Origin of the sequence: Pseudorhodoferax sp. Leaf265, assembly GCF_001422365.1 — a bacterium.
GTDB lineage: Bacteria > Pseudomonadota > Gammaproteobacteria > Burkholderiales > Burkholderiaceae_C > Pseudorhodoferax.
Window position 1 is genome coordinate 483,794 of the sequence record NZ_LMMT01000040.1, and the last position, 23,279, is coordinate 507,072.

Annotated in this window: 40 protein-coding genes; 15 read left to right on the top strand and 25 right to left on the bottom strand. The window is 65.5% G+C overall.

The window, feature by feature from the left end; all coding sequences use genetic code 11:
* Positions 1–2: 2 nt before the first annotated feature.
* The 25 genes from ASF45_RS33615 to ASF45_RS33730 all read right to left on the bottom strand — a co-directional run bounded on the left by ASF45_RS33615 (position 3) and on the right by ASF45_RS33730 (position 15,563).
* Positions 3–584 (bottom strand): hypothetical protein, encoded by a 582-nt coding sequence (locus ASF45_RS33615; protein ID WP_056674105.1) that lies wholly within the window; start codon positions 582–584, stop codon positions 3–5.
* An 18-nt stretch (positions 585–602) separates the two neighbouring features.
* Complete coding sequence (locus tag ASF45_RS33620) at positions 603–971, bottom strand: hypothetical protein (RefSeq protein WP_056674108.1); 369 nt, start codon at positions 969–971, stop codon at positions 603–605.
* On the bottom strand, positions 968–1,465 hold the full coding sequence (locus ASF45_RS33625) for a hypothetical protein (RefSeq protein ID WP_056674111.1): 498 nt from the start codon (positions 1,463–1,465) through the stop codon (positions 968–970). Before ASF45_RS33625 ends, ASF45_RS33620 begins: the two co-directional genes overlap by 4 nt.
* Before the next feature lie 11 nt (positions 1,466–1,476).
* On the bottom strand, positions 1,477–2,475 hold the full coding sequence (locus ASF45_RS33630; RefSeq protein WP_056674114.1) for a major capsid protein: 999 nt from the start codon (positions 2,473–2,475) through the stop codon (positions 1,477–1,479).
* Position 2,476: 1 nt separating this feature from the next.
* On the bottom strand, positions 2,477–2,935 hold the full coding sequence (locus ASF45_RS33635; RefSeq protein WP_056674116.1) for a hypothetical protein: 459 nt from the start codon (positions 2,933–2,935) through the stop codon (positions 2,477–2,479).
* Positions 2,936–2,947: 12 nt separating this feature from the next.
* Positions 2,948–4,231, bottom strand: coding sequence for a hypothetical protein (locus tag ASF45_RS36765; RefSeq protein WP_056674119.1), 1,284 nt, complete (start codon positions 4,229–4,231; stop codon positions 2,948–2,950).
* 191 nt (positions 4,232–4,422) lie between these two features.
* Positions 4,423–5,349, bottom strand: coding sequence for a phage minor head protein (locus tag ASF45_RS33645; protein WP_056674122.1), 927 nt, complete (start codon positions 5,347–5,349; stop codon positions 4,423–4,425).
* On the bottom strand, positions 5,346–5,528 hold the full coding sequence (locus ASF45_RS36770) for a hypothetical protein (RefSeq protein ID WP_056674126.1): 183 nt from the start codon (positions 5,526–5,528) through the stop codon (positions 5,346–5,348). The genes ASF45_RS33645 and ASF45_RS36770 overlap by 4 nt, the downstream gene beginning before the upstream one ends.
* A 56-nt stretch (positions 5,529–5,584) precedes the next feature.
* A complete protein-coding gene (locus ASF45_RS33655) occupies positions 5,585–6,988 on the bottom strand; it encodes an anti-CBASS protein Acb1 family protein (protein WP_056674129.1) in 1,404 nt (467 codons plus the stop codon).
* 9 nt (positions 6,989–6,997) lie between these two features.
* The gene (locus tag ASF45_RS33660) at positions 6,998–7,639 is read right to left on the bottom strand and encodes a hypothetical protein (RefSeq protein ID WP_056674132.1); all 642 of its coding nucleotides are present in this window, start codon (positions 7,637–7,639) and stop codon (positions 6,998–7,000) included.
* 8 nt (positions 7,640–7,647) lie between these two features.
* On the bottom strand, positions 7,648–9,066 hold the full coding sequence (terL, locus tag ASF45_RS33665) for a phage terminase large subunit (RefSeq protein ID WP_235581105.1): 1,419 nt from the start codon (positions 9,064–9,066) through the stop codon (positions 7,648–7,650).
* Positions 9,063–9,530 (bottom strand): DUF2280 domain-containing protein, encoded by a 468-nt coding sequence (locus tag ASF45_RS33670; RefSeq protein WP_056674136.1) that lies wholly within the window; start codon positions 9,528–9,530, stop codon positions 9,063–9,065. The genes terL and ASF45_RS33670 overlap by 4 nt, the downstream gene beginning before the upstream one ends.
* 18 nt (positions 9,531–9,548) lie before the next feature.
* Positions 9,549–10,193, bottom strand: coding sequence for a putative metallopeptidase (locus tag ASF45_RS33675; protein WP_056674139.1), 645 nt, complete (start codon positions 10,191–10,193; stop codon positions 9,549–9,551).
* Positions 10,183–10,782 carry a hypothetical protein gene (locus ASF45_RS33680; RefSeq protein ID WP_056674142.1) on the bottom strand — a complete coding sequence of 200 codons (600 nt, stop codon included), beginning with the start codon at positions 10,780–10,782 and terminating at the stop codon, positions 10,183–10,185. The genes ASF45_RS33675 and ASF45_RS33680 overlap by 11 nt, the downstream gene beginning before the upstream one ends.
* Positions 10,779–11,324 (bottom strand): DUF1364 family protein, encoded by a 546-nt coding sequence (locus ASF45_RS33685; protein ID WP_056674145.1) that lies wholly within the window; start codon positions 11,322–11,324, stop codon positions 10,779–10,781. The genes ASF45_RS33680 and ASF45_RS33685 overlap by 4 nt, the downstream gene beginning before the upstream one ends.
* Positions 11,324–11,776 (bottom strand): DUF1367 family protein, encoded by a 453-nt coding sequence (locus tag ASF45_RS33690; RefSeq protein WP_056674148.1) that lies wholly within the window; start codon positions 11,774–11,776, stop codon positions 11,324–11,326. Before ASF45_RS33690 ends, ASF45_RS33685 begins: the two co-directional genes overlap by 1 nt.
* Positions 11,773–11,961, bottom strand: a complete 189-nt coding sequence (locus ASF45_RS33695) for a hypothetical protein (protein ID WP_056674152.1) — start codon at positions 11,959–11,961, stop codon at positions 11,773–11,775. Before ASF45_RS33695 ends, ASF45_RS33690 begins: the two co-directional genes overlap by 4 nt.
* Positions 11,958–12,317 carry a hypothetical protein gene (locus tag ASF45_RS33700; protein ID WP_056674154.1) on the bottom strand — a complete coding sequence of 120 codons (360 nt, stop codon included), beginning with the start codon at positions 12,315–12,317 and terminating at the stop codon, positions 11,958–11,960. The genes ASF45_RS33695 and ASF45_RS33700 overlap by 4 nt, the downstream gene beginning before the upstream one ends.
* A 274-nt stretch (positions 12,318–12,591) precedes the next feature.
* Positions 12,592–13,068, bottom strand: coding sequence for a hypothetical protein (locus ASF45_RS33705; protein WP_056674158.1), 477 nt, complete (start codon positions 13,066–13,068; stop codon positions 12,592–12,594).
* Entirely contained in the window at positions 13,055–13,975 is a 921-nt protein-coding gene (locus tag ASF45_RS36775) for a hypothetical protein (RefSeq protein WP_235581109.1), read from the bottom strand. Before ASF45_RS36775 ends, ASF45_RS33705 begins: the two co-directional genes overlap by 14 nt.
* Positions 13,972–14,280 carry a hypothetical protein gene (locus ASF45_RS33715; protein WP_056674162.1) on the bottom strand — a complete coding sequence of 103 codons (309 nt, stop codon included), beginning with the start codon at positions 14,278–14,280 and terminating at the stop codon, positions 13,972–13,974. The genes ASF45_RS36775 and ASF45_RS33715 overlap by 4 nt, the downstream gene beginning before the upstream one ends.
* Positions 14,277–14,549, bottom strand: coding sequence for a hypothetical protein (locus tag ASF45_RS33720; RefSeq protein WP_056674165.1), 273 nt, complete (start codon positions 14,547–14,549; stop codon positions 14,277–14,279). The genes ASF45_RS33715 and ASF45_RS33720 overlap by 4 nt, the downstream gene beginning before the upstream one ends.
* 53 nt (positions 14,550–14,602) lie before the next feature.
* A complete protein-coding gene (locus ASF45_RS35745) occupies positions 14,603–14,818 on the bottom strand; it encodes a hypothetical protein (protein WP_156473287.1) in 216 nt (71 codons plus the stop codon).
* A 28-nt stretch (positions 14,819–14,846) separates the two neighbouring features.
* Complete coding sequence (locus ASF45_RS33725; protein ID WP_056674168.1) at positions 14,847–15,089, bottom strand: hypothetical protein; 243 nt, start codon at positions 15,087–15,089, stop codon at positions 14,847–14,849.
* 201 nt (positions 15,090–15,290) lie between these two features.
* Positions 15,291–15,563, bottom strand: a complete 273-nt coding sequence (locus tag ASF45_RS33730) for a hypothetical protein (protein WP_056674171.1) — start codon at positions 15,561–15,563, stop codon at positions 15,291–15,293.
* 83 nt (positions 15,564–15,646) lie between these two features.
* Here ASF45_RS33730 and ASF45_RS35750 point away from each other — a divergent pair, with 83 nt between their 5' ends.
* From ASF45_RS35750 to ASF45_RS33805, 15 genes are all read left to right on the top strand, one after another.
* On the top strand, positions 15,647–16,309 hold the full coding sequence (locus ASF45_RS35750; RefSeq protein ID WP_156473288.1) for a hypothetical protein: 663 nt from the start codon (positions 15,647–15,649) through the stop codon (positions 16,307–16,309).
* Between the two features lie 315 nt (positions 16,310–16,624).
* A complete protein-coding gene (locus ASF45_RS33740) occupies positions 16,625–17,230 on the top strand; it encodes a PEP-CTERM sorting domain-containing protein (RefSeq protein ID WP_056674177.1) in 606 nt (201 codons plus the stop codon).
* Between the two features lie 532 nt (positions 17,231–17,762).
* Positions 17,763–18,155, top strand: a complete 393-nt coding sequence (locus ASF45_RS33745) for a DUF551 domain-containing protein (RefSeq protein WP_056674180.1) — start codon at positions 17,763–17,765, stop codon at positions 18,153–18,155.
* Positions 18,145–18,495, top strand: coding sequence for a helix-turn-helix transcriptional regulator (locus ASF45_RS33750; protein WP_056674183.1), 351 nt, complete (start codon positions 18,145–18,147; stop codon positions 18,493–18,495). Before ASF45_RS33745 ends, ASF45_RS33750 begins: the two co-directional genes overlap by 11 nt.
* 373 nt (positions 18,496–18,868) lie before the next feature.
* Positions 18,869–19,144, top strand: coding sequence for a hypothetical protein (locus ASF45_RS33760; protein ID WP_056674189.1), 276 nt, complete (start codon positions 18,869–18,871; stop codon positions 19,142–19,144).
* Positions 19,145–19,594: 450 nt separating this feature from the next.
* Positions 19,595–19,786 (top strand): hypothetical protein, encoded by a 192-nt coding sequence (locus tag ASF45_RS33765; RefSeq protein WP_056674192.1) that lies wholly within the window; start codon positions 19,595–19,597, stop codon positions 19,784–19,786.
* Between the two features lie 60 nt (positions 19,787–19,846).
* Positions 19,847–20,128, top strand: coding sequence for a hypothetical protein (locus ASF45_RS33770; protein ID WP_056674195.1), 282 nt, complete (start codon positions 19,847–19,849; stop codon positions 20,126–20,128).
* A complete protein-coding gene (locus tag ASF45_RS33775; protein WP_056674198.1) occupies positions 20,125–20,352 on the top strand; it encodes a hypothetical protein in 228 nt (75 codons plus the stop codon). Before ASF45_RS33770 ends, ASF45_RS33775 begins: the two co-directional genes overlap by 4 nt.
* Positions 20,352–20,621, top strand: coding sequence for a hypothetical protein (locus ASF45_RS33780; RefSeq protein WP_056674201.1), 270 nt, complete (start codon positions 20,352–20,354; stop codon positions 20,619–20,621). The genes ASF45_RS33775 and ASF45_RS33780 overlap by 1 nt, the downstream gene beginning before the upstream one ends.
* Complete coding sequence (locus ASF45_RS35755) at positions 20,618–20,773, top strand: hypothetical protein (protein ID WP_156473289.1); 156 nt, start codon at positions 20,618–20,620, stop codon at positions 20,771–20,773. Before ASF45_RS33780 ends, ASF45_RS35755 begins: the two co-directional genes overlap by 4 nt.
* Positions 20,774–20,776: 3 nt before the next feature.
* Entirely contained in the window at positions 20,777–21,097 is a 321-nt protein-coding gene (locus ASF45_RS33785; protein WP_056674205.1) for a hypothetical protein, read from the top strand.
* On the top strand, positions 21,094–21,348 hold the full coding sequence (locus tag ASF45_RS33790; RefSeq protein ID WP_056674207.1) for a hypothetical protein: 255 nt from the start codon (positions 21,094–21,096) through the stop codon (positions 21,346–21,348). The genes ASF45_RS33785 and ASF45_RS33790 overlap by 4 nt, the downstream gene beginning before the upstream one ends.
* A gap of 7 nt (positions 21,349–21,355) precedes the next feature.
* A complete protein-coding gene (gene bet, locus ASF45_RS33795; RefSeq protein WP_082551420.1) occupies positions 21,356–22,114 on the top strand; it encodes a phage recombination protein Bet in 759 nt (252 codons plus the stop codon).
* Positions 22,114–22,779 (top strand): lambda exonuclease family protein, encoded by a 666-nt coding sequence (locus tag ASF45_RS33800; RefSeq protein ID WP_056674210.1) that lies wholly within the window; start codon positions 22,114–22,116, stop codon positions 22,777–22,779. Before bet ends, ASF45_RS33800 begins: the two co-directional genes overlap by 1 nt.
* Positions 22,779–23,258 carry a helix-turn-helix transcriptional regulator gene (locus tag ASF45_RS33805; protein WP_056674213.1) on the top strand — a complete coding sequence of 160 codons (480 nt, stop codon included), beginning with the start codon at positions 22,779–22,781 and terminating at the stop codon, positions 23,256–23,258. The genes ASF45_RS33800 and ASF45_RS33805 overlap by 1 nt, the downstream gene beginning before the upstream one ends.
* Positions 23,259–23,279: the final 21 nt, after the last annotated feature.

Genomic DNA, 23,279 nt, shown 5'->3' on the forward strand with positions numbered 1-23,279 from the left:
GCTCAGCCCCCCACGTAGCGCGTCAGGTAGAACTCATTCGCCGCCGCGCCTGGCATCAACAGGATCCACTGGCCCTTGAGCGTGACGCTCAGCGAGGAGATCGAAACGCCGCCGTGGAACAGCGTGACGCCAGCGCCAGATTGCACCGTGAGCGTGCCAGCGTCGTGCCGAAGCAGCTGCGCGCTGAAGCCGATCAGTCCCGCATCAATGCGGTAGCTGGCCGCCCCAGAGACGGGGATGATGGTCCCCGCGTCGGACTGCGCGGCGACGGAACTCCCTGTTCGGATGGGTTGCACTGTGACCTCCGGACTGATGGGCGGGTTGAATACGCCCGTCGACGGGTCGTAAGTGACAGGGAACTGGCCCGGCATCGAGTAGTTGCTGGACCCGCTCACCGCGGTGAGAGCGAGCTTGGCTGGGACCGAATAGGGCCCGAAGTCCTGGGTGTTGGCGGTCACCGTCGTGGTGCCGGCCGGCGCGCCGTAGGAGGCGGCCACAGTGGCCACGCCGGCAGTGCTAACGCGTAGCACCTCCCCGACGGCTAGCACCACGTCTGCGTGGGCGCCTGCGCTCAGAATCGGCATTAAGTTCTCCGGCGGCCGTCAACAAACGACCATGAATAGGGTGTTAGACGCGGGATCTGGACCGATGAGGCCCGCGACGGTGCCCGCGGTGTCCAGGCTGGCCAGCGAGCGACGCAGCTGCGTCATCGCGTCGTCCTGGTTCTTGAACGAGCGGGACGCGCCGGATGGCGCTCCTTGGGACTGGATGCGGCGCGGTGCGCCGGCCGAGGCAATGAGCGCGACGGCGTAGGTCTGCACTAGCAGACGCTTCTGCTCGCTGTAGCCGGCATCGACCATGGCCTGCTCTGCCGCGGCCACCTGGGCAACCGCGGCATCGACGATGAAGGACGGCACGCTGACGCCAAGCGCCTGATCCAGGTACTGCTGCGCCTGCGTGCTCGTGATCACTTCTTGCCCTTGGCCTTTGCCTCGGATGCGGCGCGCTCGGTGGCGGCCTGCTGCTCGGCCTCCTTGAGTGCGGCGGCCGCCTTGCCCTCGTCGCTCTCGGCCTCGTCGAGCTTGGTCTGAAGGGATGCGGCTCGCGCTTCCGATGCATCCAGTTTGGCGCGGAGGTCGGCCGCCCCTGCGGTGGCTGCGTCCAACTCGGCCTGCAGCTCGGCCAGTTCCAGAGCGTGGGCTTCTTCGGCGCGGCGAATCGCCTCCTGCGCCTGGGCGCGGAAGTGCTCGACGGCACGGATGGCCTGGTCGTTCTCCGACTCCAGCGGGCGATTCACGCCATCGCCAGCGACGGGCTCGACGAACTCGACGGTGGCGTCGGCACCCTCCGGGGCGGGGGTGCACTTGCCCACAGCCCAGGTCGGCACGCTGGGCATCTCCACAACGTCGCCGACCTTGGCGCCGGCCGGCCAGGGCGCCTTGAGCGCCTTGATCTCGTACAGCATGGCGCCCGTCCTTAGGCCTTGGTGCCGTGGATGAAGGCCGACTGGCCGGCATAGTCGCTGCGGAACTGCGGAGCAGCCGCGGCGATCACGCCGAACACGTAGTCGTCTTCCGGCTCGATGCGGGTCTTGGGCCGCGTGGCCAGCGGCATCGCGGACAGGATGCCGCCCCACTCGCCCGCGTCCAGGTCGACGATGCCGATGACCTCGTTGATCGGCAGCGAGGAGGCCGGGATGATCTCTTTCAGCTGGCCGATGGTCTTCAGGCGGGTCAGGATCGTGCCGGGGTAGTTGGCCGCGTAGTCGGTCGTGTCAGCGGCGGTGTAGTCGCCCTGGTTCACGAACAGCGTGATCTGGCCGTATTGGTTGTCACCCATGGCCTGGGCGATGGCCGCCTTCACGACCGACAGCCACTGCGCACCCGTGGCCGACGCCAGGTCGAAGCCGTGGACGAAGGTGTTGCGCGCCGGCAGGTTGCGCAGGCCGTAGATGGTGTTGCCGCCGACGTTGATCGAGGACAGGCCGTTCAGGACCATGTCTTCCATCTTCTCGGCGATCTTCCGCTGGTTGTTGCCGATGGCCGTGGTGTCCAGCATGCTGCCGCCCTTGCGCATGACCTCCATCTGACGCCAGCCCAGACGCGAGTTGGACGTGAGAATCGGCACGGGCGTGCCGGCGTAGTCCAGCGCAGGCGCATCGGCCTTGGCAGCATTGCGGCCGTCCATCGACACCAGCACCTCGCCGCTGTCGCCGACGCGCGGGTAGAAGTTCACCAGGTCGGCGATGCTGACCGGGATGGTGTTGGCTTGGGCCAGGCGGTTGAAGATCGGCAGGCGGGTGCGCGCCAGCAGCTGCGCGCGCGTGTCGATGCGACGCCACGCGTCCAGCGGGATCGCGAGCGAGTTGCCCTCGATCACGCCAGCCGAGTTGGCGGCCATGGCGGCCGCGCGCTCGTTGAAGGCGGCGCGCGCGGCCATGATCGTGGCCGTTTGGGTCTGGGTGAACTTCAGCATGTCAGGCCTTGGTGTAGAAGTTGGCGATGACCACGTCGGCCAGCTCGCCAGCGATGACGGTCTTGCCCCCCTGGTCGTAGTGGGCGACGACGATGCCGCCGGACGCAGCGGCGGTCAGGCGGCCGGCAGCACCGACCGTCAGCTCTTGACCGGTGGTGTAGGTGCCGGCAGCCAAGGCGACGGCGAACTCGTCGTCGGGCTTGGGCAGGTAGGCGATGCCCGTTTCGCCCGAGGCGTAGGGCGTCATCAGGGGATCGGTGTTCGTGCCGACACCTTGCGTGCTGTAGAAGTCGCGGTCACCCAGGATGGCCAGACGGCCACCGCTGGCGGAGGTTGCCTGCGTCAGCTGGGTGGCGCCGATCTGGACGAAGGTGCCGGGCAGCAGTGCGCCCGAGACGGTCTTGTCGGAGATGGTGCGGGGGCGCGGGACGCCGCTGCCGCTGCGGAAGATGCGGTTCATGGATCGTGCTCCTTACAGCGCGTTGAGGTCGTAGCCTTCGAACTCGGCGGCGGCGTTCGTGGCAGTGGTCGTGCCGACAACGACAGGCGCGGCCTTGGCGTTGGCCTTGAGCTCCTTGCAGCGCTCCAGGCCCATGGCCTTGAAGTCCTCGGGCTTGAGCGAGGTGTTGGCGGCCAGCTCGGTCGCCAGGGCTGTCAGCTCTGCGTCCTTCGTGGCGTTGGCCGCAAGCTCCAGGGCGGCGAGTTTGCTGTTCGTGGCCGTGAGCGCGTCCTGGTGCGGCTTGGCCACGAGCGAGTTGTAGGCGGTCAGCAGCTGGGGGTCGTCCAGGCCTGCCGTGTGGATGCCTGCTGCATTCAGCGCGGCGAGGATTTGTTCTTTCACTGGATCGTCCTTTTGCGTGTTGGTGACGGGCTCGTACTCGACCTTTCGAGTGACCTCGACGGGGTCAGAAATAAATGCTACGGAGCCGTCAGAACCGACCGCATAGTCCTGGCGGAACAGCTTGTCGGTGGAGTAGTCGGCCCACACCACGTAGCGCTGGAACACCTCGCGGGGGTAGGCGTCCTTGGGCAACAGCAGGCGGATGCCATCGACGATCTGGTCGAACGAGACGTCGCCGCCATTCGTGATCAGCTTGCGAATCAGCCCCATGAGGCCGGCGTGGCGCTTGTCCTCGGGGCCAGCGTTGACCGTGACGGTCTCGACCTCCTCTGGCTGGCCGGCGCTGTTCAGGAACATGCCAACACCCTCCTGAGGCGTGCCCGCGCCCTGCTCGTTCAGCAGAATGGCCAGGTGGTCGTAGCGCAGGTTCGTGGCGATCGTGTCGTAGGCCTTGCCGTGGCTTTCGCCGTTGGCCTTGATCTCGTCCAGCATCAAACCGGTGGACACGTGGATCGGCTCGGAATTGGTTCCGGCGATGGCCGCGTCCAGGCGCTCGATCAGCTTTGCCCCGTCGGGGTGCGCGCGGGCCTGCGCCTCGTTCACGACCACGTCGACCAGCGTGCGGCCGGCGGCGTGGCGCGCGTTGCGCACATAGCTGCCAATCCATGCGTTGGCCAGGGCCTCGCCGTTGAGCGCGCTGATGTGCTGGCCCGCCGCGTTCTTCGGATGGCCGGCCGGTGCCGGCTTGCCCTCCAACGTGAGAGCGCCGGCCGCCAGCTGATCAGCCGGGTACAGGCGGCGGTTCATGACAATGTCGTCGACGGCGCCGCACACGTCTCGGATCGTGTAGATCGATCCTTCCTTGCTGACGTTGGCAGCGTTGACGGCCGAGAGGATGTGGACGCGTTTGGACATGCGAGCCATGCTAGGGAGGCCACTTACACTGCCGGGATGACGCCGTCACCGCAGCCCCCCGTGATCCCGGACCACGACGACACCGCCTTCCAGATACTTGGCGCGTACGTGACCAAGGAGAAGCGCTTGGCCGCCGAGCAGGCCGCCGCAGAGGCTGCGGAGAAGGCTGCGCAGCATCTGCCTCCGACCGACTATTCCGGGTTCGCCCTCTTCCAGGCGGCCAACTCGTTGGCCATCGTGGACTTCAGCTTCTTCGTCAGGATGGGCTTGCCTTCGGCGTCCAGCAGGCACTCGGTCTGCGCGCAGTGGCACCGGAAGCGGTTGCCGTTCTTGGAGTAGAAGTCCCGCACCTCATCGGTCGTGTAGACCTTGCCGTTGCGCGACGCATGCCACGCGCGCGTTGTGGGCAGCAGGGCCGACGTCCACAACAGGCCGGTCTTCAGCCCCAGCTCGGCCTCGGCGTAGTCGGCCTCGGCCTGGCGCGCCTCGCGCAGCGTGTTGGTGATGTCGGTCTGCGCGTAGAGCGCGGCGCGCGCGCGGCCCACGCCCAGGCGCTCCATGATCTCGGTCCGCACGGCCTTCGGGTTCTTGCCGTCCACCACGGCGCGGCCGATGATCTGGGCCAGCTCGGTCTTCTGAGCGACAGCCAGGCCCGTCCAGTACTCGTAGCTGCGCACCTGCGCCATGCCCAGGCGGGTTTTGTAAGGCGTGCTGTAGATGATCTGCTCGAGCGACCGGCTGGCCGCGTAGGAGGCCGACAGGTTGGCCAGGTTGGCAGCGCTCTGCGCTGCGCCGAGCTGCGCGGCCTGTTGGTCGTAGGCGCCCCACCAGAAGCTGTAGGCCGGGTCGCGGCCGGATGCGATCCAGCGCTCGACGGCCGCCAGCAGTTCGGCCGAGATGGCCTGCATCTGCTCCGGCGTGAGGCCGTACAGCGTGATGTCGCCGACGTCGTTGGCGGCGTAGATCGGCACGCGCGAGAAGATGGCCAGGACATCCACCTGCAGGCCTCGGAAGCGGGCGTTGATGTCCGCCACCGCACGGTGCAGGATGCCGGCGGCGCCGGTGCGGTCCCGCGTCGTGCCGGGAACGATCGGGTTCGGCGTGCGGACCGGCGTCACGCCCAGAACCGCGCCGGCAGGTCGACGCGGACCGCGCCGGAGACCTGCTCGCGCACGACCTCCGTGCGGTCTTCGTTGAGGAAGAATCTTCCCGCCGCGTCCCTGCAGTAGCGGACGATGTAACCCCGCTCCTCGTCGGCCGTGAGCACGCCGGTTTGCTCGACACCGTCGAGCAGCACACGCGAGCCTCTGCATCGCGAATTGAACGCAGGGTGCGACTTGTCCCGACTGATCCTCATGGCGCGGCGCCCTTCTGCGCTTTGGCCTGGCGCTGGGCGTCCGGGTCAGCTTGCGCGTCTTCCTCGGGGTCGCCCTCTTCCGGCATGCCGTCATCGGCGCGCGGCTCGTACTCCACGATGGCGCGCAGTTCGTTGGCGTCGAACAGCGGCTCGGTCAGCCCAGCCTGGAAGGCCTTCTGCATGGAGGACGTGGCCTTCTCCAGGATCTCCTGTTTGTCCTTGTCGCTGGGGGCATTGACGGCCGGCCACTCGATCTCGAACTCGCCCTTCTCGATGATCCCAGCCGCCTGCATGCGCGCGACGAACTCGGTCAGCATGGGCGTCAGCTCGTTCTTCTGCCGCGCGGTGCACCGGGCGGCCATGTCTTCCTTGTCCTCGTCGCTAGCCAGGCGCCCAGTCTGCTGGCCGAACAGGATCGTGAACGGGATCTGGACCGAGGCCGCGAACGAGCACGCGGCCACCTCGAACGCCCCGCGCGGGTCGCTGATCGACGTCTGCAGCGTGTTGGCCTTGCCGCCCTGGATGACGATGCTGCTGTCCTGGTTGCGGTTCAGCTCGCGCGTCTGGTCGCTGTGCACCTGCCGGACGGTCTTGGCCGGCGTGCCGTCGGCGCCGGGCTGGGCGATGGTGGAGACTGCCGCGTCCTTCTCGTACTCGAAAACCAGCGTGCGGGCCGAGTTCTTCAGGAAGCTCTCGGCCGAGCCGCCCGTGATCTTCTCCAGGTCGACCAGGTCGTTGAAGCCGGCCTGCAGCAGCGGCACGCCGTCGAACATGTCGCCCGCGCTGCCCTCGGCCAGGATCTGCACGCGGCTTGGGTGCACATCCGCCCACTCGTCCGGCCGGCCCTGCGTATCGATGGCCAGATTACTAGGGCTGCGCATCCGGTACTGGAACATGGCCGGCTGGCCGAAGTTCTCCTGGTTCGGATCGTTGTGCCACTGCGTGACCTTGATCTGGTCCTCGTACAGCGGGACGATGTTGACAAGGCGCTGCGCCGTCTCCATGGGCTCACGCAGCGCCTTCCCGTCGCCGACACGGTAGATCAGCGCGGCGTAGCGCCCGACCATGTTGCGGCGGTCCAGATCCTTGAACTTCTTCCAGGCCAGGATGCCGTCCAGCAGCTTCTTGACGCCGACTTCCCACGGCGTCTCCTCGTCGCTGGTCGGCGACTTGATGCGAGGGTTGCCCTGCCAGCACTTGTCGAGCAGCCGGTGCACGGCGCCGTGGCCGGGGCCGCCGCGCGAGTAGGCCTGCAGGTACTGCGGAAAGCTAATGTGCTCGGGGTAACCGTACTGCGCCCAGGCCGTCGGGCGCTTGGCGTCCAGTGCGCCGAAGGCCCGAGCGAAGTCCTCGCGGGCGCGGGCTAGTTCGTAGGTGTTGACGGCGAGCTGATCGGGCATGCGCCCATGCTAGGGAGCATGCCCCTCAGACGGCTTCTGCTTCTCGTCTTCCTTCTGCTTTGCAAATTCCGGGGCCAGAGTTTTTAGAAAGTCAAAGTAGAAAACCTGCTGATCGTGCGCCTCTATCAGTCGGGCTTGAGTGAGTTGGTAATCCCGACGCAGCTGCGCCTGCTTTTTCTCCAAATAGGTCTGCTCACCCCTCATGGCTGCCCCTAGCACGTTCTCCCGTGGCTCGCTAGCTTGGAGTTGCTGAGTTCTCTCCATCGCGCCACGAATTCTGTCCAGGTTCGTATCCAACACATTCATCCGCACAGTCAACACCTGAAGCATTGCTGTCACGGCACCAATCTGGACTTGAGTTGACTGGGCGGTAGCTGAAGAATCCAGCGCCGTTTTAGTTGCCGACAGTTCTTCGCGCTGGGCGATTACCCCTTTACGCAGCCAGACGAATGCCAAGAGGGCAATAACGGGATTAAGCAGGCCGCCTATGAAGTCTCCAAACTGCCCATTCACCTCGATTGAGGTTTGAAACGCTTCAGGCAAAAACTTCGAGATTGGCACGAATAGCACCCCTCCGAGAGCGAAGCCCAATGCGATGCACAGCGCAGCCGTTGAGAAATCCTTCGCCTCTTTTTCTTCTTTCTTGTCCATCTTCCGACCTATGTGAATATGCCGGCCGAAGTATGCAGCAGCTGGTTGAACGAGCGCGACGCCGCGTCCACCTGGTCGTCATAGCTGCCATTCGGGAACAGTCGGCACTCCTCCTTGAACGGGTCGTTCCATGCGCCCTTCACGATCAGCACGTTGCCGGCGTTGATCTGGCTTGCCAGCGGTGTCGCGCGCGTGACCTTGTCGCCGGTCTCGGGGCTGAAGTGCACGGCGTGCCCGGCCAGCAGTTGCGCAAAGGCCAGCACCTGACTCTTGCCGGCCTGGCCAGGGTCTTGCGGCAGTGACTGCTTCACGCGGCCGCGGCCGTCGTTGTCGGCCGTGGTCTTGATCAGCGTGTCGCGCTTGTTGGTCTCGAACTGTTCGCGCACCATTCCAGCGATGACGTAGCGGCCATCAGCCAGGCGGCCCATGCGCGCGCCTGCGGTGAAGTCGCCCTTAGCTGAGGCGCCCAAGTCCCAGCCCCGGCACCACTCGACCACGTTGTGCGGCACGGCGTCGACCTCGACCAGCATGTCCGGCTTGATCACCCCACCCTCGGGCGGCGCGGGCAGCTGCCGGTACTGGCCGGCGAACACGTACGGCGCGGCCCTCTCCATGCGGCGAAGGTCTTCGGCGCTGTGCTTCTCGGGCCACAGCGGCGTGTCGTCGTCGTTCCAGGCGGACAGCCGCAGGTTCTCCCAGACTTCGCCATTGCCGCCAGCCACCGCTGGCCCCGTCCCATCCTTGCCGCGGTCGCCCAGCAGCCAGCCGGCCAAGTCCTTCTCGTGCAGCCGCTGCATGATGACGATGATGGGCGTGTCCGGGCTGTTCTTGCGGCTCTCCAGGGTGTTCTGGAACCAGTCGATCACGCCCTGGCGGATCACATCCGAGCTGGCCTCGTCGGCCTTGTGCGGGTCGTCGATGACGATGGCGCCGCCGAACCCCTCGCGGTGCTTCCCGGCGCCGAACCCCGTGATCGTTCCGCCCGTGCCCGTGGCGTACAGCACGCCGCCCTTGGTGGACTTCCAGTGGTGTTGCGCGTCGCTGGCCAACTGCAGGCCAGGGAAGATGCCGCCGAACGCCTCGTGCTGCACCACGCCACGCACCGCAGTGCTGTTGTTGACCGCCAGCGCGCCGGAGTAGCTGGTGTGGATGAACTCGCAGTCGGGCACCTTGCCCATGCACCAGGCGATGAAGTTCACGACCGCCAGCTCGGTCTTGGAGTACCGCGGCGGGATGTTGATGATCAGCCGCTTGCACTCGCCCCGGTAGACCCGCATCAGCGCGTCGCAGATCAGCTTGTGATGCCGCGCGCGCTGCCAGGTGAAGCCCTTGCGCTGCAGGAACATCCAGCGGCTGAAGAAGTACAGATCCTGGCGCGCCATCTCCTGGGCGGCCAGGGCCTCGCCGGCTGTGAACTCCCGCCTCACACTTCCGCGGCGATGCGGCGCGCCGCCTCCGCGAACTCCTCAGAGGACAGGTTCGCCTGCTGGATCGGGCCGCCGCCCTTGCCGGTCAGCTCGCGCCGGTTGGTCAGCACGCCGCCGCATTCCTTTGCCGCCTGCTCGAGCAGCTGCGCCACCATGGCCGTGTTGCCCCGCATCTTGGCCCGCTCGAACTCCCGCTGGAGGGCACGCAGGCGCACGGCCTGCTGTGCGATCGGGATGGTCGAGACGTCGGCCAGGAACGCCTTGCGGGTCTGGTCGAACACGTCGCGCAGCTTCCTGGCCATCCCCTTACAGGATCCCTTCGTGGGGTCGTATCCAGCCACCTGCTGGCGAGTGATGACCACCCCGAACTGCTCCTTTACGGCCTCGGCCACTTCGGACGGCGTGTCGTAGCAGGCCAGCGCCTGGACGATCGCCAGCTTCATCGGTTCAGTGAGTTTTGCCATGTATGGGGCCTGTCGGGATTACGCAACACGCAGGAGGCAGGTGCCGCAGGCCTGGGCGATGCGGATGGGCGCAACCTCTGGCGACTTCTGGGCGGCCCGGATCATCTGGGCGAGGTTGCCGTCGGGCGAGCCCACGCCGTAGCGCCGGACCACGCCGGTGAACTCCTCCACGTCGTGGCCGCGGATCTCGATCTTGGGGTCGCCCTCCTTGGTGAAGCTCGGCGCGCCGAACGGGTCAGCCTTGTGCGAGAGGTGGTAAAGCTCGTGCTCGACCAGCGCGCAGAACTCGACGTCGGTGCACGTGGCGCAGTAGCGGGCGTCCAGCGTGATGAGGAAGGCGGGCACCTCGCCGAACCATGCGCGCATCTGCTGCTCCTGCCGGCCCTTCTGCCAGGCTCCGCAGCGGAAGGCGACCTGCTCGGCCTGGCCGATGACCGTGCGTCCCTGCTTGATGAAGCCGCTGCTGGCCCACAGCACCTGTAGGCCGCAGTCCTCCAGGTGCATGTGGTCTGGGTTGTGGATGCGGCCGTCCTCGGCGATCACCTCGGCCTGGATCCACTCCAGCACCTCGGGCGCCGGAGCGAAGGCGGCGTACTCGCCCTCGAACAGCTCGGCGGGCGGTAGGGGCCGGCCCGGCAATGCCTTGGCGGCCTCACGCTTCATCGTCATCCCCGATCAGGTTGCGGAGCTTCTTGCTCTTGGTGCGCGCGCCCTTGGTGGGCCGCGGCGGGCGCTGGCGCTGGCGCCGCTCGACCTCGCGCTGGTGGTCGGCCTGCGTCCACCGGATCGGGTACGCCGCGCCGGCAACCCTGGTGACGCCCGATGCTACGGACAGGTGCGCGTAGCAGGCGCTGATCGGCTCCTCGTTCTTGGGCGCGCGCACGCGGATCGGGCGGTCTGCCAGCTGGAAGATGGAGGCCGGGGACTTGGCGGCGGCGGGCGGGATGGGCAGGCCGTCGGCCGCGACCAGCGTGCGGATGACCGGGCTGTCGAAGTCGTCGGCATCCTCTGGCGCCTGGATGGGCGACACGGCTTGGGCGTTCGGTTCTTGCATGCGGGCTCCCTCTTGCTGGACTACGACCACCTCTGGCGCGGCGGGCGGCGTGCTTTCGGCTGCGCCCGAGGCGTTGGCTTTGCCGATCCGGCGCAGCAGGCGGTCGACCGCCCGCTGGATGACCATGGCTTCGATGCCGCGGCCGGCTCTGCGCAGCTCGTCGCGCATGGCGCGGAGTTCGATGACGGCGGCGTTCAAGGCGCGGCCTCCAGGTCAAACACCGGCGTCGCGTTCAGCCGGTCCAGTGCCCACTGCGCGGCACGGCGGGCGCGCTCCGGCTCGGCCTTGCTGGTGGCGATGTAGCGCCAGTGGTCGACCTGGCGGATGTGGGCGGTCAGGAAGCGGGCGCGCTTGGTCTCGCGCGGCGCGCCGGACTGGTCGTACCAGGTGTGGCAGGCGCGGCAGCCCCACACGCTGTACTGGTCCGGGCGCCTCTGGCTGGTGCCCTTGCCCTGGTTCTGGTGGCAGGCCACCGTGGTGCTGGTGTCCTCACGCATGCCGTGGCAGTCCGGGACGGCGATCAGCAGGCACGGGCGGCCCTGGGCCATCTCCAGTAGCGCCGGGTTGCGTGCCGGCACGTCCTTGGCGGCAGGGGTCAGCTGGGCTGGGCCCATGCTGGCCGCTCTGCCCTGCGTGGCCACGAGTGCAGCACGGAGCCCATCCTTGCGGCGCTGCTTCTCAGCGTCGTGCTCGTCGCGGCGGCGCTGCTCGCGCTTGCTGGGGTTGCGGGCCGCGAGCATCAGGCCCAGCCCTCAACAATGTGGTCCAGCAACCGCTCGGCCGTCTCGCGCGGCATGGTGGCCAGGATGTGCTGCAGCACGCCGTCGATGGCCTGGCTGTACCAGGAGTCGAAGTCCTCCTGGCCCATCGCCTCGTAGCTGATGGACTTGGGGATCTGGACGATCTCGCCGGTCTTCGGATCGACCATGAGGTCGAAGTGGCCCGTGACCAGCTTGACGGCGATCAGCGCCTTCTCGACGGTCGGGTAGACCTCGCTGTTCTCGGCCACCAGTTGCAGCAGCGCCATCAGCTTGCGGTGGTGCTTGCCGTTGCGCGGGCTGGACCACTCGAAGCGGAGCCACTTGCCCGGCTGCATCGTCTCCAGCTTGCGGCGGAATTTGGCCCAGGCGTCCTGGTCGAGCTGCGTACTGCCGCGCAGGCCCTTCGGAGTCTTGATGAGGATGGCCTTCATGACCGCTTGGCCTCCAACTTGGCCCGGAGCTTTTCGCTGGCATAGGCGTTCAGCCAGAACTGGCGCTGCCAGGATCCTCGGTCGTGGCTGCAGGCCTTCTCGACGGCATCGCCCATCTTGGCCGCGCGCGTTGCGTCCAACACGATGGTGCGCTCCTCGTACTTCGGATCCAGCAGGACTTTCATGCGGTCACCTCGATCTCGATAGCCCATTCGCCCTTTTCGCCCGGGCGCTGGGCGTACTTCCATTGAATGGACGCGTCGGCGTCGTCGCGGCCGAGCCAGGCGGCCACGGCATCGACCGGCGCCTTGAGCGCGCCCCGCAGGTTGTCGTGCTCGTCGAGAGGAACCCAACGGCCAGTGGCGCCGGGCGGCGACACGCGACGCAGCAGCACCGTTACCGGGCCGACCGGGGCCTTGTGGCGGCGCATGAGCCAGCCGACAGCGCTGCGCTCGGCCTTCACGCGGCGTGCGCGCGCCATGTGGTGCTCGCGCGCGTTCTGGCCGTTGGTCGTGCGCAGTGGGATGGAGACGGTCAGCATGCGGCCTCCGCGATCAGGCCTCGCACGAGGCCGTGCCAGATTTCGTCGCTGCTGAGCGGCGTCTCGTCAATGTCTGGCCGACGCACGCAAGCACGTCCGCCCGAGAAGGCGAACCCGTCACCCTCGCGATGGCCGCAAGCATGGCTTCGGCAAGGTTCTTGTCCGGGTGCGTGCTGAGCACGAGGCGCGTGCAGCACTCCAGGCACTGCATCCGGCACGAGCCGCACAGCGGCTTGTGTGCGACAAGCTCGCAGGCTGGGCATGGCGGCGGCACTCAAGCGACCTCCGGCTGCAGGTGCGAGCGCACGGCATCCTGAGCGCACTTGAGCGTGTACGGAAGGATCTTGTCGCCCTGTGCATGGCGGCCCAGGATGCGGTGCGCCCATTGCTTGTGGTAGCCGGCGCTGCTGGACTCGGCGGGCTTGCGCAGATGCCCCATCTTCGCCAACTCGGCCTTCACGCGCTCCGGGTCGGCCTTGGGCATCGGCAGCTGCGGCGTCTCGGCCGCGGGCGCCTGGCGGCACAAGCGCTTGAACGCAGGCGCGCTCGGCGGGCGGTCTGGCAGGTTGTCCAGCGCCCAGGCGATGCGGGTCATGGCTTCATGCGAACGGCCGAATTCCGCGAGTTCGTGCGCCCAGGCCGACTTCACGTCGTTCAACGGCGAGTTGCCAAGTTCGCGATCCCAGGCGGCCATGTAGACGCCGGACAGCCGCTGGAAAAGATGGTCGATGGCCTTGTTAGGCAGGGACATGTTCGATCCTCGTGGTGGTGTTGGCCGGCAGAACGTCGATCACGTCGCCCGCGTTGCGGAGCCTCTCCAGCTCGGGGTGGCGCTGCCCGCTCATCTCCTCCCAGCGCGCCCAACCTGCCCGGCGCTCCTGTTCGGCAAAGGAAACGAGCTCAGGCCTTGGCTTGGCCTTGTGTCCACCCGGCGGCAAGGCCGCAGCCAGCCACTCGAGCGGCTGCAGCACCTTGGCCTTGGCGCAGTCGCGCAGCTTGTCGATCAAGGCTTCGTCGCCATGGGCCTTACGCAGTCCGCCGAGGAACGATCGAGCGTTCTTGTCCGGGGTGCCGGCGTTGACCAGCATGGCCAGCCCGTAGCCGAAGATGATCTCGTCGTGGGTCATCGGCGGCTTGCCGCCAGAAGCGTCAGCTTCTGAATTACCCGAAGGGGAAGATGAAGATGAAGATGTAGTGCCGTCACCAAAGGGGGGCTTTGGTGCAGTCTTTGGTGTTGCCTTTGCCCCGTCACCATCGGCAGCAACGAAGCGCGAGGATTCGCCGCGAATGGTGCGGATGTATTCATCCTTCACGAGGCGCTTGGAGTACCAAAGCGGGCCGGCTTGGGTGTCGATCAAAGTGACGGGTTCGCCATCCTTGCGGCCGTGCCTCGGAACGTACACCAAGGCCTCATCAATGCGCTTGTCGGATCCCTTCAGAACCCCCTTCTCCACCAGCTCACGCATTGCTGCCATCGACGCACCGATGGTGCTGGCGATCTCCTTGAGGGGCCAGCGCAACAGGCCATACTGATCGTCGGAGTTGTGGAGGGCGCAGAGCACATCCATCCACACGCCGCGGGCCGCGGGAGAGCAGCGGCGCAGCGCCAGGTCGGTCGTCCAATCGGCCGGGTAGAACTGGAAGGAGGGGCGCTTCACAAGGCCGCCTTTGCCAGCGCCCAGACGCGGCAGCGGCCACGCATCAGGTCGCCGCCTTCGTACTGCAGCACCGCGGCCTTGCCCGCCGCCTTCAGATCCGGCATGCGCCTGGCCACCTGCTCCATAGTCAGGCCGGAGTGCTCGGCAATCTCACGCGCGGTTGCTCCGAGCTGCGGGCCGGCGCAAAGAAATTCCAGAGCGGCCAGGATTTGCCGGTGTTGGTGCTCGGCGAAGTTGGGCACCTGCTCTGCCGCCAGGATGGACGACAGCGGGTCAGTCGCGCGGACGAGGTGCAGGGGGTTCACTCGAAGCGCTCCATGCTGTTGATGGCGGACATCAGCTGCTGCACGCTGGCGCGCTTGTCCTCGAGCGTCTTCTTGGCAGCCTTGTGGCTGGCCTGGTAGTCGCGGACTTTCTGAATGGAGCCGTGCGCGACGGACTGCGGGATGCGGCGGAGCATCGCGTTGAGGCGCTTACACAGCATGGCCTTCTCCTCGGCCACGCCACTGCGCTGATTGCGGATGTCCTTGAATGGGCTCAGGGGGGGGGTGTAGCCGAACAGGTCCGTGTGCATGCGGCCTCCTGATTTCGTGAGAAAAATCACTCGGAGTAACTATTGAGTAACTCTTAATGAACTGAACAGTTACGGATCAGTTTCCCGAGCACGCTCATGCGAGGGGTCCGGCGGATTTGGCGGGCGCGCTCGAGCAGAATCTGCTTGCAGGCCTCATCGAATGAGATGCCAAGCCGCGTTGCTTCATCTTTGATAGCTTGAATGTCTTGCGCATCAAAGCCTTCGCCGGATACGGTCGCGATGTCGTGTTGCTCGTTGTCTGCCTTCATTTGCGACCTTGAATGAATGGATAAGGCGCTACGCCGCGACGAGTCCGCCGAACGAGCTCTTGTCAAGAGATTGGCCAATTCGGGACGGCGACAAAGAATTCCTCGCATGTCTTTTCATCCGCGCCATGTCCAGCAGAGCCAGCCGATACGCCTCGGCCCGAGAAACACCGCCGTATTCCTCGATGAGGAAATCCATCTCCTCCTGCTCGTCGCAGCTGCCACGAATCAACGCGAGCGGCTCACGGACAAGGTCACGGTTGCGGTAGGCCATCTGTCAAACTCCCTGGGTTCTTGTGATTCGGTTGGTGAGTGGGTGCACGTACTGGATGCGTTACCCGAATGGATGGCCCGAGACCAGCGCGTCGGCAGCAACGCCGACGAGAACGCATGCAGCGGTGGGCCTCTCGCTGACGGCGCAGCAGGCGCCTGCGAAAGAGAAGACGGCGCAGGACGCGGCAGCGGACCACATAGCTCAGACGCCCTGCTCTGCTTCGGCGACCGCGGGTCGACGCCTCTTCGCGGATGCTCGGACCTTGGCCTGACGTCGGGCGCGCTCGGTGAGCGGAATCCCGTCCAGCGTGAGACCCGGCAAGAGGGCGACGAAGCAGTCGGCGAGGCCCAGCTCGATCTGCTTTCCTCCGAACGCGATCTGGTTCAGCAGCCCGCGCGTGGTGCCGGCAGAACTGGCGAGTTGGTCGCGCTCCTCGGTCTTCATGCCCAGGATGCGAGTCTTGAGGTTGTCCATGGCGAGAAGATACCCCAAGGTATTGTCTTGGTCAATACCCCTGGGTCGTTTACCTGTAGGTAGTGCCTCGGCACCATCACGCAATGGAGAACTACGAGCGCTTTCAGGCGTTGCTGCTACTGCTTCGCCAGGTCTACTGCGCTGGCAATTCGACGCGCTTGGCCGACCAGATCAACAAGGACGCCACCTACGTGCGGCGCCTCTTCTATCCACGCGACAAGAAGGGAGCTAAGGGCATCGGCCCCGACATTCAGGCCGCCTGCGTTCGTGCGTTCGGCTTGCCGAGAGGCTTCTGGGAAATGGAGGAGACCGAGGCCCGCCTTGCCATCGGCGCTGAGTCGACCGGCCCGGTTCCCTTGCGACACATCACGCAGCAGCCGCCAGCCCTGTCAAGTGAATACGTCGCTGCATATGTCGAGGATGTGGGCCAATTGGTGGGCGAATTGGCGAGCAGCCTGAACGCAGAGCAGGCCACCGTGTTGCGAACACTGCTCCGAGTGATGTTTAGCGATCCCGACGTCCTAAGAAAACTTGACCTACGTCAATTTCTGCCGTTGCTTTCGGACAACTCCATGCCCATTGCTGGCCGCTTGACCCCAGAACCGTACGAAACCCGACTGGATATCCAGAAACATTTGGATACGATTCCTCGCGAATTACACGATGAGGGGCAGACACATGGGACAAGTGCTGGAGCTGGGGCTGTCGAAGAGGGCCGATCAGCTCGACGTAGTGGAAAAGCTTGACCGCCTGCGACTGCGGGCGATCGCCGGGGAATTGACTGGGCTCATGTACGTCACGCTTGACGACGAGGGAAACCACATGTGCGCGAGCGCTGGCAGGTATGCGCGGGCACCGCAAGACGGCATGGTCCCCGCCCTGCTGGGCGTGATCAGCCTTTGTGGGTCTGCGCGCTCCTGAGCTCTCGCGATCCGCGCACAGCACGCCGTACCGCCAAACGTCCACCATTCTGTGGAAGGCTATGACGTCCCAGGCTTACATTCCGCAACACACTTGCTCGCCAAGCCGGCGGGCCACGACGCCGCGCACAAGGAGACGGAATGAAAAAGATTGCGGCAGCGCTTGCGCTCGCTGGGGCGTGCATCGGCGCGCAAGCGGGATATGTGCCCAACTACATCGCCTGGACAATTAACGGGCTTACCGACCATCCGGAGACCGGTGACAAGATCCCCTTCTCCGCATGGATCGGCATAGACACTCAGAGACTTGCCCCAGATCGCTGGGAAGAAGGCTATGGATATTCGACCACTGCGGCCACGTTCAGGTGGCGGGTGCCCGCGGTGGGCGGATGCAGCGGCCGGGGGATCGCGACCCTGCATACGACCGCGCGATCCGTTCACATAGCCGGGATCGAGCCAGCCACAGATTGCGCGCTGTCCCTATCGATCTCCGCCGCGGTAGACATCGCGTCTGCTGGGCCTTTTGAATCGCAGCTCGCGGCATGGGATCGCGCCTTCACTACGTACACGTTCACTCCAGGCATCCAGTTCTACGTAATTGGCAGTAGTGGCAACCCGGCCTTTTCGTCGATGGAGCTGACGTCAGTTCGCCAGAGCGTCCCGGAGCCCTCTCCAGCAGCCCTCATCGGCGCCGGCCTCGCCGGTTTGCTCTGGGCGCGCCGACGCAAGGGCGCGCGAACGCAGTAGCCACCCTCCACGCCAAATTCAAGCCACCTTCAGGTGGCTTTTTTTTGCCGGGTGAAGCCATACGGTCGCGCGACATGGCGTCCGCAAAAAAAATTGTACGGAAAGTACCTGAGGGTATTTACAAAAACAATACCTAAGGGTATCGTGTGGTCCAACGCACACCCAAGCCCTCCGGCCGGTCTGTGTTGGCGCCACGGGATCGTCCGAGCCGCTCAAGTTCATGCAGCACGCACGGCTGGGTAAACGCAGGGCACCGCGGGCGGCAGCGGGATAGAAGAGGTCGTCGGTGCGAAGGCTAGTAGCGCTCTGCCCCTAGATGGGATCAGGCAACGCGAACGAGATAGGGCGCCGCATGCATGCCGGACTTGAGCCGGCAGCAGGCGAGCAACCACAGTACCGCGAAATCCATCCGCTGGGTTCTATACGGCGGTGAGGCATTCCGGGAGGCCAATAGCAACAACGACCGATGGCCCTGGCAACAGGGCGCAAACCAGAGCCTTGCGTGCAGGGCTGTGGTTTTCAAGGAGAGCACATGAGACAGGACACATTCCGCGTGCGCGAAGTCGTTCGCTACGAGGTGCGGCACGACATGAGCGATTCCCGGTTTGCGGGATCGGACAGCATCGGGCTATTCCGCAGCCTGAAGGCCGCAAACAACGTCGCGGCGCTGCTGGCGTCTGACAAGACAAACGCAACCCTCATCCAGCTGACCGAAGCGAAGCCCACTTGGCTCAGCATCGAAGACGTGCAGCCCGGCCGCAACGTTGAAGTCTTGTGCCTGTGCCGTCGCAACGATGGCAGCGCTGCATTTGAGGTTGCCTCGATCACTGCTGGCGGCTGGACATCCTCATCCTCTGACGGGTACGTGCGGCACACGATCACCCACTGGATGCCGGTCCCTCCGGAGCCGGGTAATGCGGATTGATCCCGAGCAGCTGAGGCGCCTGATGAGAGCCAAGGGAATCAGCTCCGCTGAGCTGGCCCGGCGCGCTCAGGTCACCCAGTCCACGGTGAGCCGCTACTTGAACGGCATGTTCGAGACGGCGCCGATGCGTTCAGCAATGGCCATCGCTGATGCACTCGGCGTAGAGCTGATGACGTTGGTCAAGGACGAGCCATCTAGACCCAGCCGCCCGCCCGGCGGCCTGATCGGCCGCATGGACCCCAAGGGAGTCGCCGACTTGTGCGCCGAATCCCTAGAAGCATTCGTAGCGGCCATCTCGGCGATCACGAACGCCAAGGTCGGCAAAAGGTGGAAGCGATGACCCACAACACCGATAGCGGTCAACCGGCGAGCCGCGAGCCAGCGCGTGTTCGATGCATCCGACAGGCCATCGCCATGCTCACGGACGGCGACCTCTGCGGGTGGACAGACTCACACGACGAAGTAACGCTCGCCGCGCTTCGTGATGCGCTTGGGGCTGACCTGTCCGAAGTGCCAGAAGTTGACCCTCAGGTCCTAAGGGACTACGCCGCATGGGCTGCTAACTGGACCCATGACCACGGCATGCCGCCGACAGCTGTCCAAGTCTGGATGCAACTGAACAGACGACTGCCCGAAGACGCCATGGAAGACCCCATGTACCCCTTCTAACCACCCCGCCCCCTCGGGCTTCAACCACCAATAGGAGGAACACCATGGACAAGCAAAAGCTGCTGGCCGACATGAAGTCGAAGCTGGAGTCGGCCGGCATCCCGTATGAGTCAATCCAGGTGTTCGGCGCGATCTGCTGCAACGTGCATATCACCTGCCTGAGCATCGACGCCGCCGAGAAGTGGTCGCAGCTGCTGGTTGGTGTGTTCAAAGGCGCGCAAGTCCGTGTTGCGGACTACACCTGGAACGCATCGAAGAACAAGGGCACCAGCATGTTGCCGACCAAGCGCCGCGGCTACCTCGTGGCCTTGGCGGCCTAACCCACCCCGCCCTCTACCAAGAGAGGGCCATCAGGTAGAGGGAATGCGCAGGCTGATGCGCAAGGTGTCAGAGACACTGGGTTGCGGCCAAGCGGAGGTATCCGCCAAGGCAAGGAAGGTTCCGGCCTTCTGTCAAAAACCGGGAAACAGGCAACCCCGATTGAGGCGAGAGAACAGTGGCACAAACCCCCGCGCCGGGGCCACGGCAGACCGGACTCACATCACCGCGACAGCAAGCCGGAGATCAGCACCGGCCCCTCTACCTGATGTCCACCTGAGCCCACGACCTTAGGTCCCCGTGGGCAAAACAACCTCTGACAGCAACCTGTCGATGAGTTGGGAAAAAGGATCGAAACCAGCCGAGACCTTTGCCGCCTCTGGTCCAGCGCCTTCGGGCAACCAGTTGTGCGGATCGGCGGCAGGCGGGCATCAACCAATCAAGGAGAGCGCATGGACTGGAAGCCCATGGATCAAGCGCCGAAAGGTAGCCGCGTCTATGCCAAGGATGCTGACGGGCAAGAAGCCTGGACATGGCACGACGGCACCGACTGGACGCGCGAATGCTGGCGGGAAACCGAAGACCAGCAAGAGTACATGTCCGAAGAGTGGTGGAGCCCCACCGAGTACGCAGCGGGCCTCTAACCCCTCCCCCACCTCAACCAAGCCACCCATGCGGTGGCTTTTTCACGCCTGGAGCAAGCAATGCACTTCACCTTCGCCACCTGCGAGCGGAACAAAGCCCTCGCGTTCATGCAGACCGCCGAGCCGGGCGCAGGCCTTACCGATACGCCCGAGAGCGCTGGGCCGGTGCTGGATCTGGTTGAGCGGGATGTGCTCCGAGTGCAAGACCCGCTCATGCACGGCAAGCAGATCGCGGTGATTGCAGGCACGAAGTACACCGACGACCACGACGCCGAGATCCAGCCGGCAGTGAAGGTGCTGCTGAGCGCAGTCAGAGCCGCGCGCTCCAAGGCCGAGCCATGAACGCCCGCATTCCCGGCCAGCTCCTCCACGAGCTCGACCTTGACGACGAGGAAGAGGACGAACTGCAGGCCTGCGTGCAGCGCGCTCAGCGCTTGCTCGACCTGATCGACGGCGACCGCGCGCGCTTCCGATACGACCGGCTTGGTGAGCTTGTGGCCCAGGCCAAGACGGAACTGGACGGCGCCGCATCGCATGCGCTCATTCGGTGGATGGCGATGCCCTGATGCAGTCCCTACCCCGCAATTTCCACAACGACGAGCGCGACCGGTTCTGGGCGCGCAAGAAAAAGGAGCACGAGATGGACATCCCCCAAGTCGTAGTGCTGCCGATCCAGGCCATCGAGCAGGGCCGCACGTACGCCCACAACAACCGTCTTGAAACCAGCTTCCAAATGACCGAGGCCCAGCTGCGCGACACCGCAGCCACGGCGCTGGAGTGCATGAAGCCCGCAGCCCGCGCGCTGCTGCTGGAGCAGATCAAGGAGGCCGCATGACCACCTTCCGCATCTGGCTCATCGCCGCTGCCGTCTGCGTGGCCATCGGTGCCGCTTCAGTCGATCCGGAATATGACGAGGTGGACGCCGCCCAGGCATCTGCCGATTCCCACAACGATGCAATCAATGCCGCGGTTGCGGCGAGGGAGTGAGGGATGGACGGATGGCTCAAGAGCGGCAAGTACCTGCCCGAACCTCTGCGCGACTTCCACGACCAGAAAGACGTGTTCAAGGCGATCCATGCGACGGTGAACGTGGAGGGCCATGAGTATGCCAAGACGGTGGATTGGGTTGCCGGCCAGTGCTACGTGATCGACATCTTCCTGTGGTGGATGGCGAAGCGGGGCTACACGCTGCAGAAGACGCGGACGCGCCTGCAGTTTCGCGATCTTGGCCAGGACGTGGCAGCAGCCAACGAACTGCGCACCAAGCGCCTCATCGACCTCATGCGGACGACCAAGGAGCCCCAGCCATGACCACCCCGACCATCCCCCTCACCTCCCTGCACCGCGCCCACATCGAGCCGGCATGCACTGCCGGCGCGTGCCAGCAGGGTAAGGCGCAGTGCCCCTGCCCCGAGGCCTGCCGCATCCCGGATGAGCCCCGTCTGCCCATCTCCACCGGCCGCACCGCCTACATGCTGATCGCAGCCGGCTCTCTGCTGGCAACTGGCGTGCTCGTGGCCGTGCCCGAACTGCCCTGGCTGATCGCAAGCCTGTTCTCTTGAGGACGACATGACCACTGCACTCGTAACACTGACCAGCAAGCTGGCGGCCCGCCTGGACATGGGCGATGGCGCCGGCTTGATGGAAACGCTCAAGGCCACTGCCTTCAAGGGCCAGGTCAGCGACGCGCAGATGACTGCGCTGCTGATCGTCGCCAACCAGTACGGCCTGAACCCCTGGACGAAGGAAATCTACGCCTTCCCCGACCGCAACAACGGCATCGTGCCGGTGGTCGGTGTGGACGGCTGGAGCCGGATCATCAACAGCCACCCCGAGTTCGACGGGATGGACTTCGAGCAGGACGACGAGGGCTGCACCTGCCGCATTCACCGCAAGGACCGCAAGCACCCGATCTGCGTGACCGAGTTCATGGCCGAGTGCCGGCGCGATGGCGTCGGCCCTTGGAAGAGCCACCCGCGCCGGATGCTGCGGCACAAGGCAATGATCCAGTGCGCTCGCCTGGCGTTCGGCTACGGCGGCATCTACGACCAGGACGAGGCCGAACGGATCATCGACGCCGACACGGGCGAGATCAAGCCGGCGCAGAAGCCCGCCCCCGTGGCTGCGCCCGAACTGGTGAGCGCGGCCGAAGCTGCCGCCGCACGTGGAGTGCAGGCTTACCAGCAGTTCTGGGAAGAAGCCGGCCCCGTCAGCCGCAAGGCCCTGGCCGCGCACCACGAACGGCTCAAGGCGGCGGCCACTACCGCAGACGCCCGCACGGTGGATGTGGAGCCCAAGAACCCACCCGAACAGGAAGGAGCCGAGTGATGCTCATCGTCAACTGCGAACAAGGGTCAGAGGCCTGGCATGCGGCGCGGGCCGGCGCAATCACTGCGAGCATGTTCAAGGTGGCGCGCGAGCGCTTGAAGTCCGGCCCAAACAAGGGCGACTTCACCGAGAAGGCCAAGAACTACGCCTTCCGCCTGGCGGTGGAGCGCATCAGCGGCCAGCCCCTGGATGAAGGCTTTGAGACGTGGCAGATGCGCCGCGGCCACGAGCTGGAGCCGGCCGCGCGCACGGAGCACGAGACGCAGGTCGGTGTGCTGGTGCAACGCGCCGGGTTCGTGATGACCGATGACCGCTGGTTCGGCGCCAGCGCCGACGGGCTGATCGGCAGCGAAGGGGGCAGCGAGTACAAGTGCCTGGTGTCCCCCGAAGGCCTGCGCGATGTGCTGCTGGCCGACGACATCAGCGAGTTCATCGACCAGGTGCAGGGCTGCATGTGGATCACGGGCCGCAAGTTCTGGCACTTCTGCCTGTACTGCCCGGCCCTGGAGTCTATCGGCCGGCAGCTGTACTGGCGCCGGATCGAGCGCGACGATGCCTACATCGAGGCCATGGAGCCGGACCTGCTGGCCTTCCGTGGCCTGGTCATGCAGAACGAGGCCCGCTTGCGCGCCGCCAACGACCAGCAGGCAAAGGCGGTGGCGTGATGAAGCTGAGCAATCAACCCGCTCCACTGCGCGCCGCAATCCTGGCCGCCCTGTCCGATGTCGGCCCGATGACCACCAGCGAACTGGCCGAGCACATGGGCATTGATGGACGTGGCATCACCGCATGCATCGGCAAGGCGCGCGAACGCTACCCCGGCAAGCTTCTTCGAATCACAGGCTACCGCGTCTCCGTAGGCAGGCGCATGCCGGACCTCCCGATCTACTCGGATAAGGGTGGAGAGGACGCGAAGAAACCAAGGGTTGACGCCGCCGCTCGCAGGCGCGCATCCAACCGCAGGTATCGGGAGCGCAACGGCGCAGCGGAAGCAGCCAAAAAGCGGATCAAGAAGGCGAGATTGAAGGCCGCAGACCCCACGGCGATGCCTGCGGTCAATGTGTGGAACGGACTTGCTCCGAGAACGCATCGCCACCTGATGACGGCCGCCGCCAACGCCAGCACCCTGGCAGAGGCCGCGTGATGCCCCTCGCCACCCTTGCCG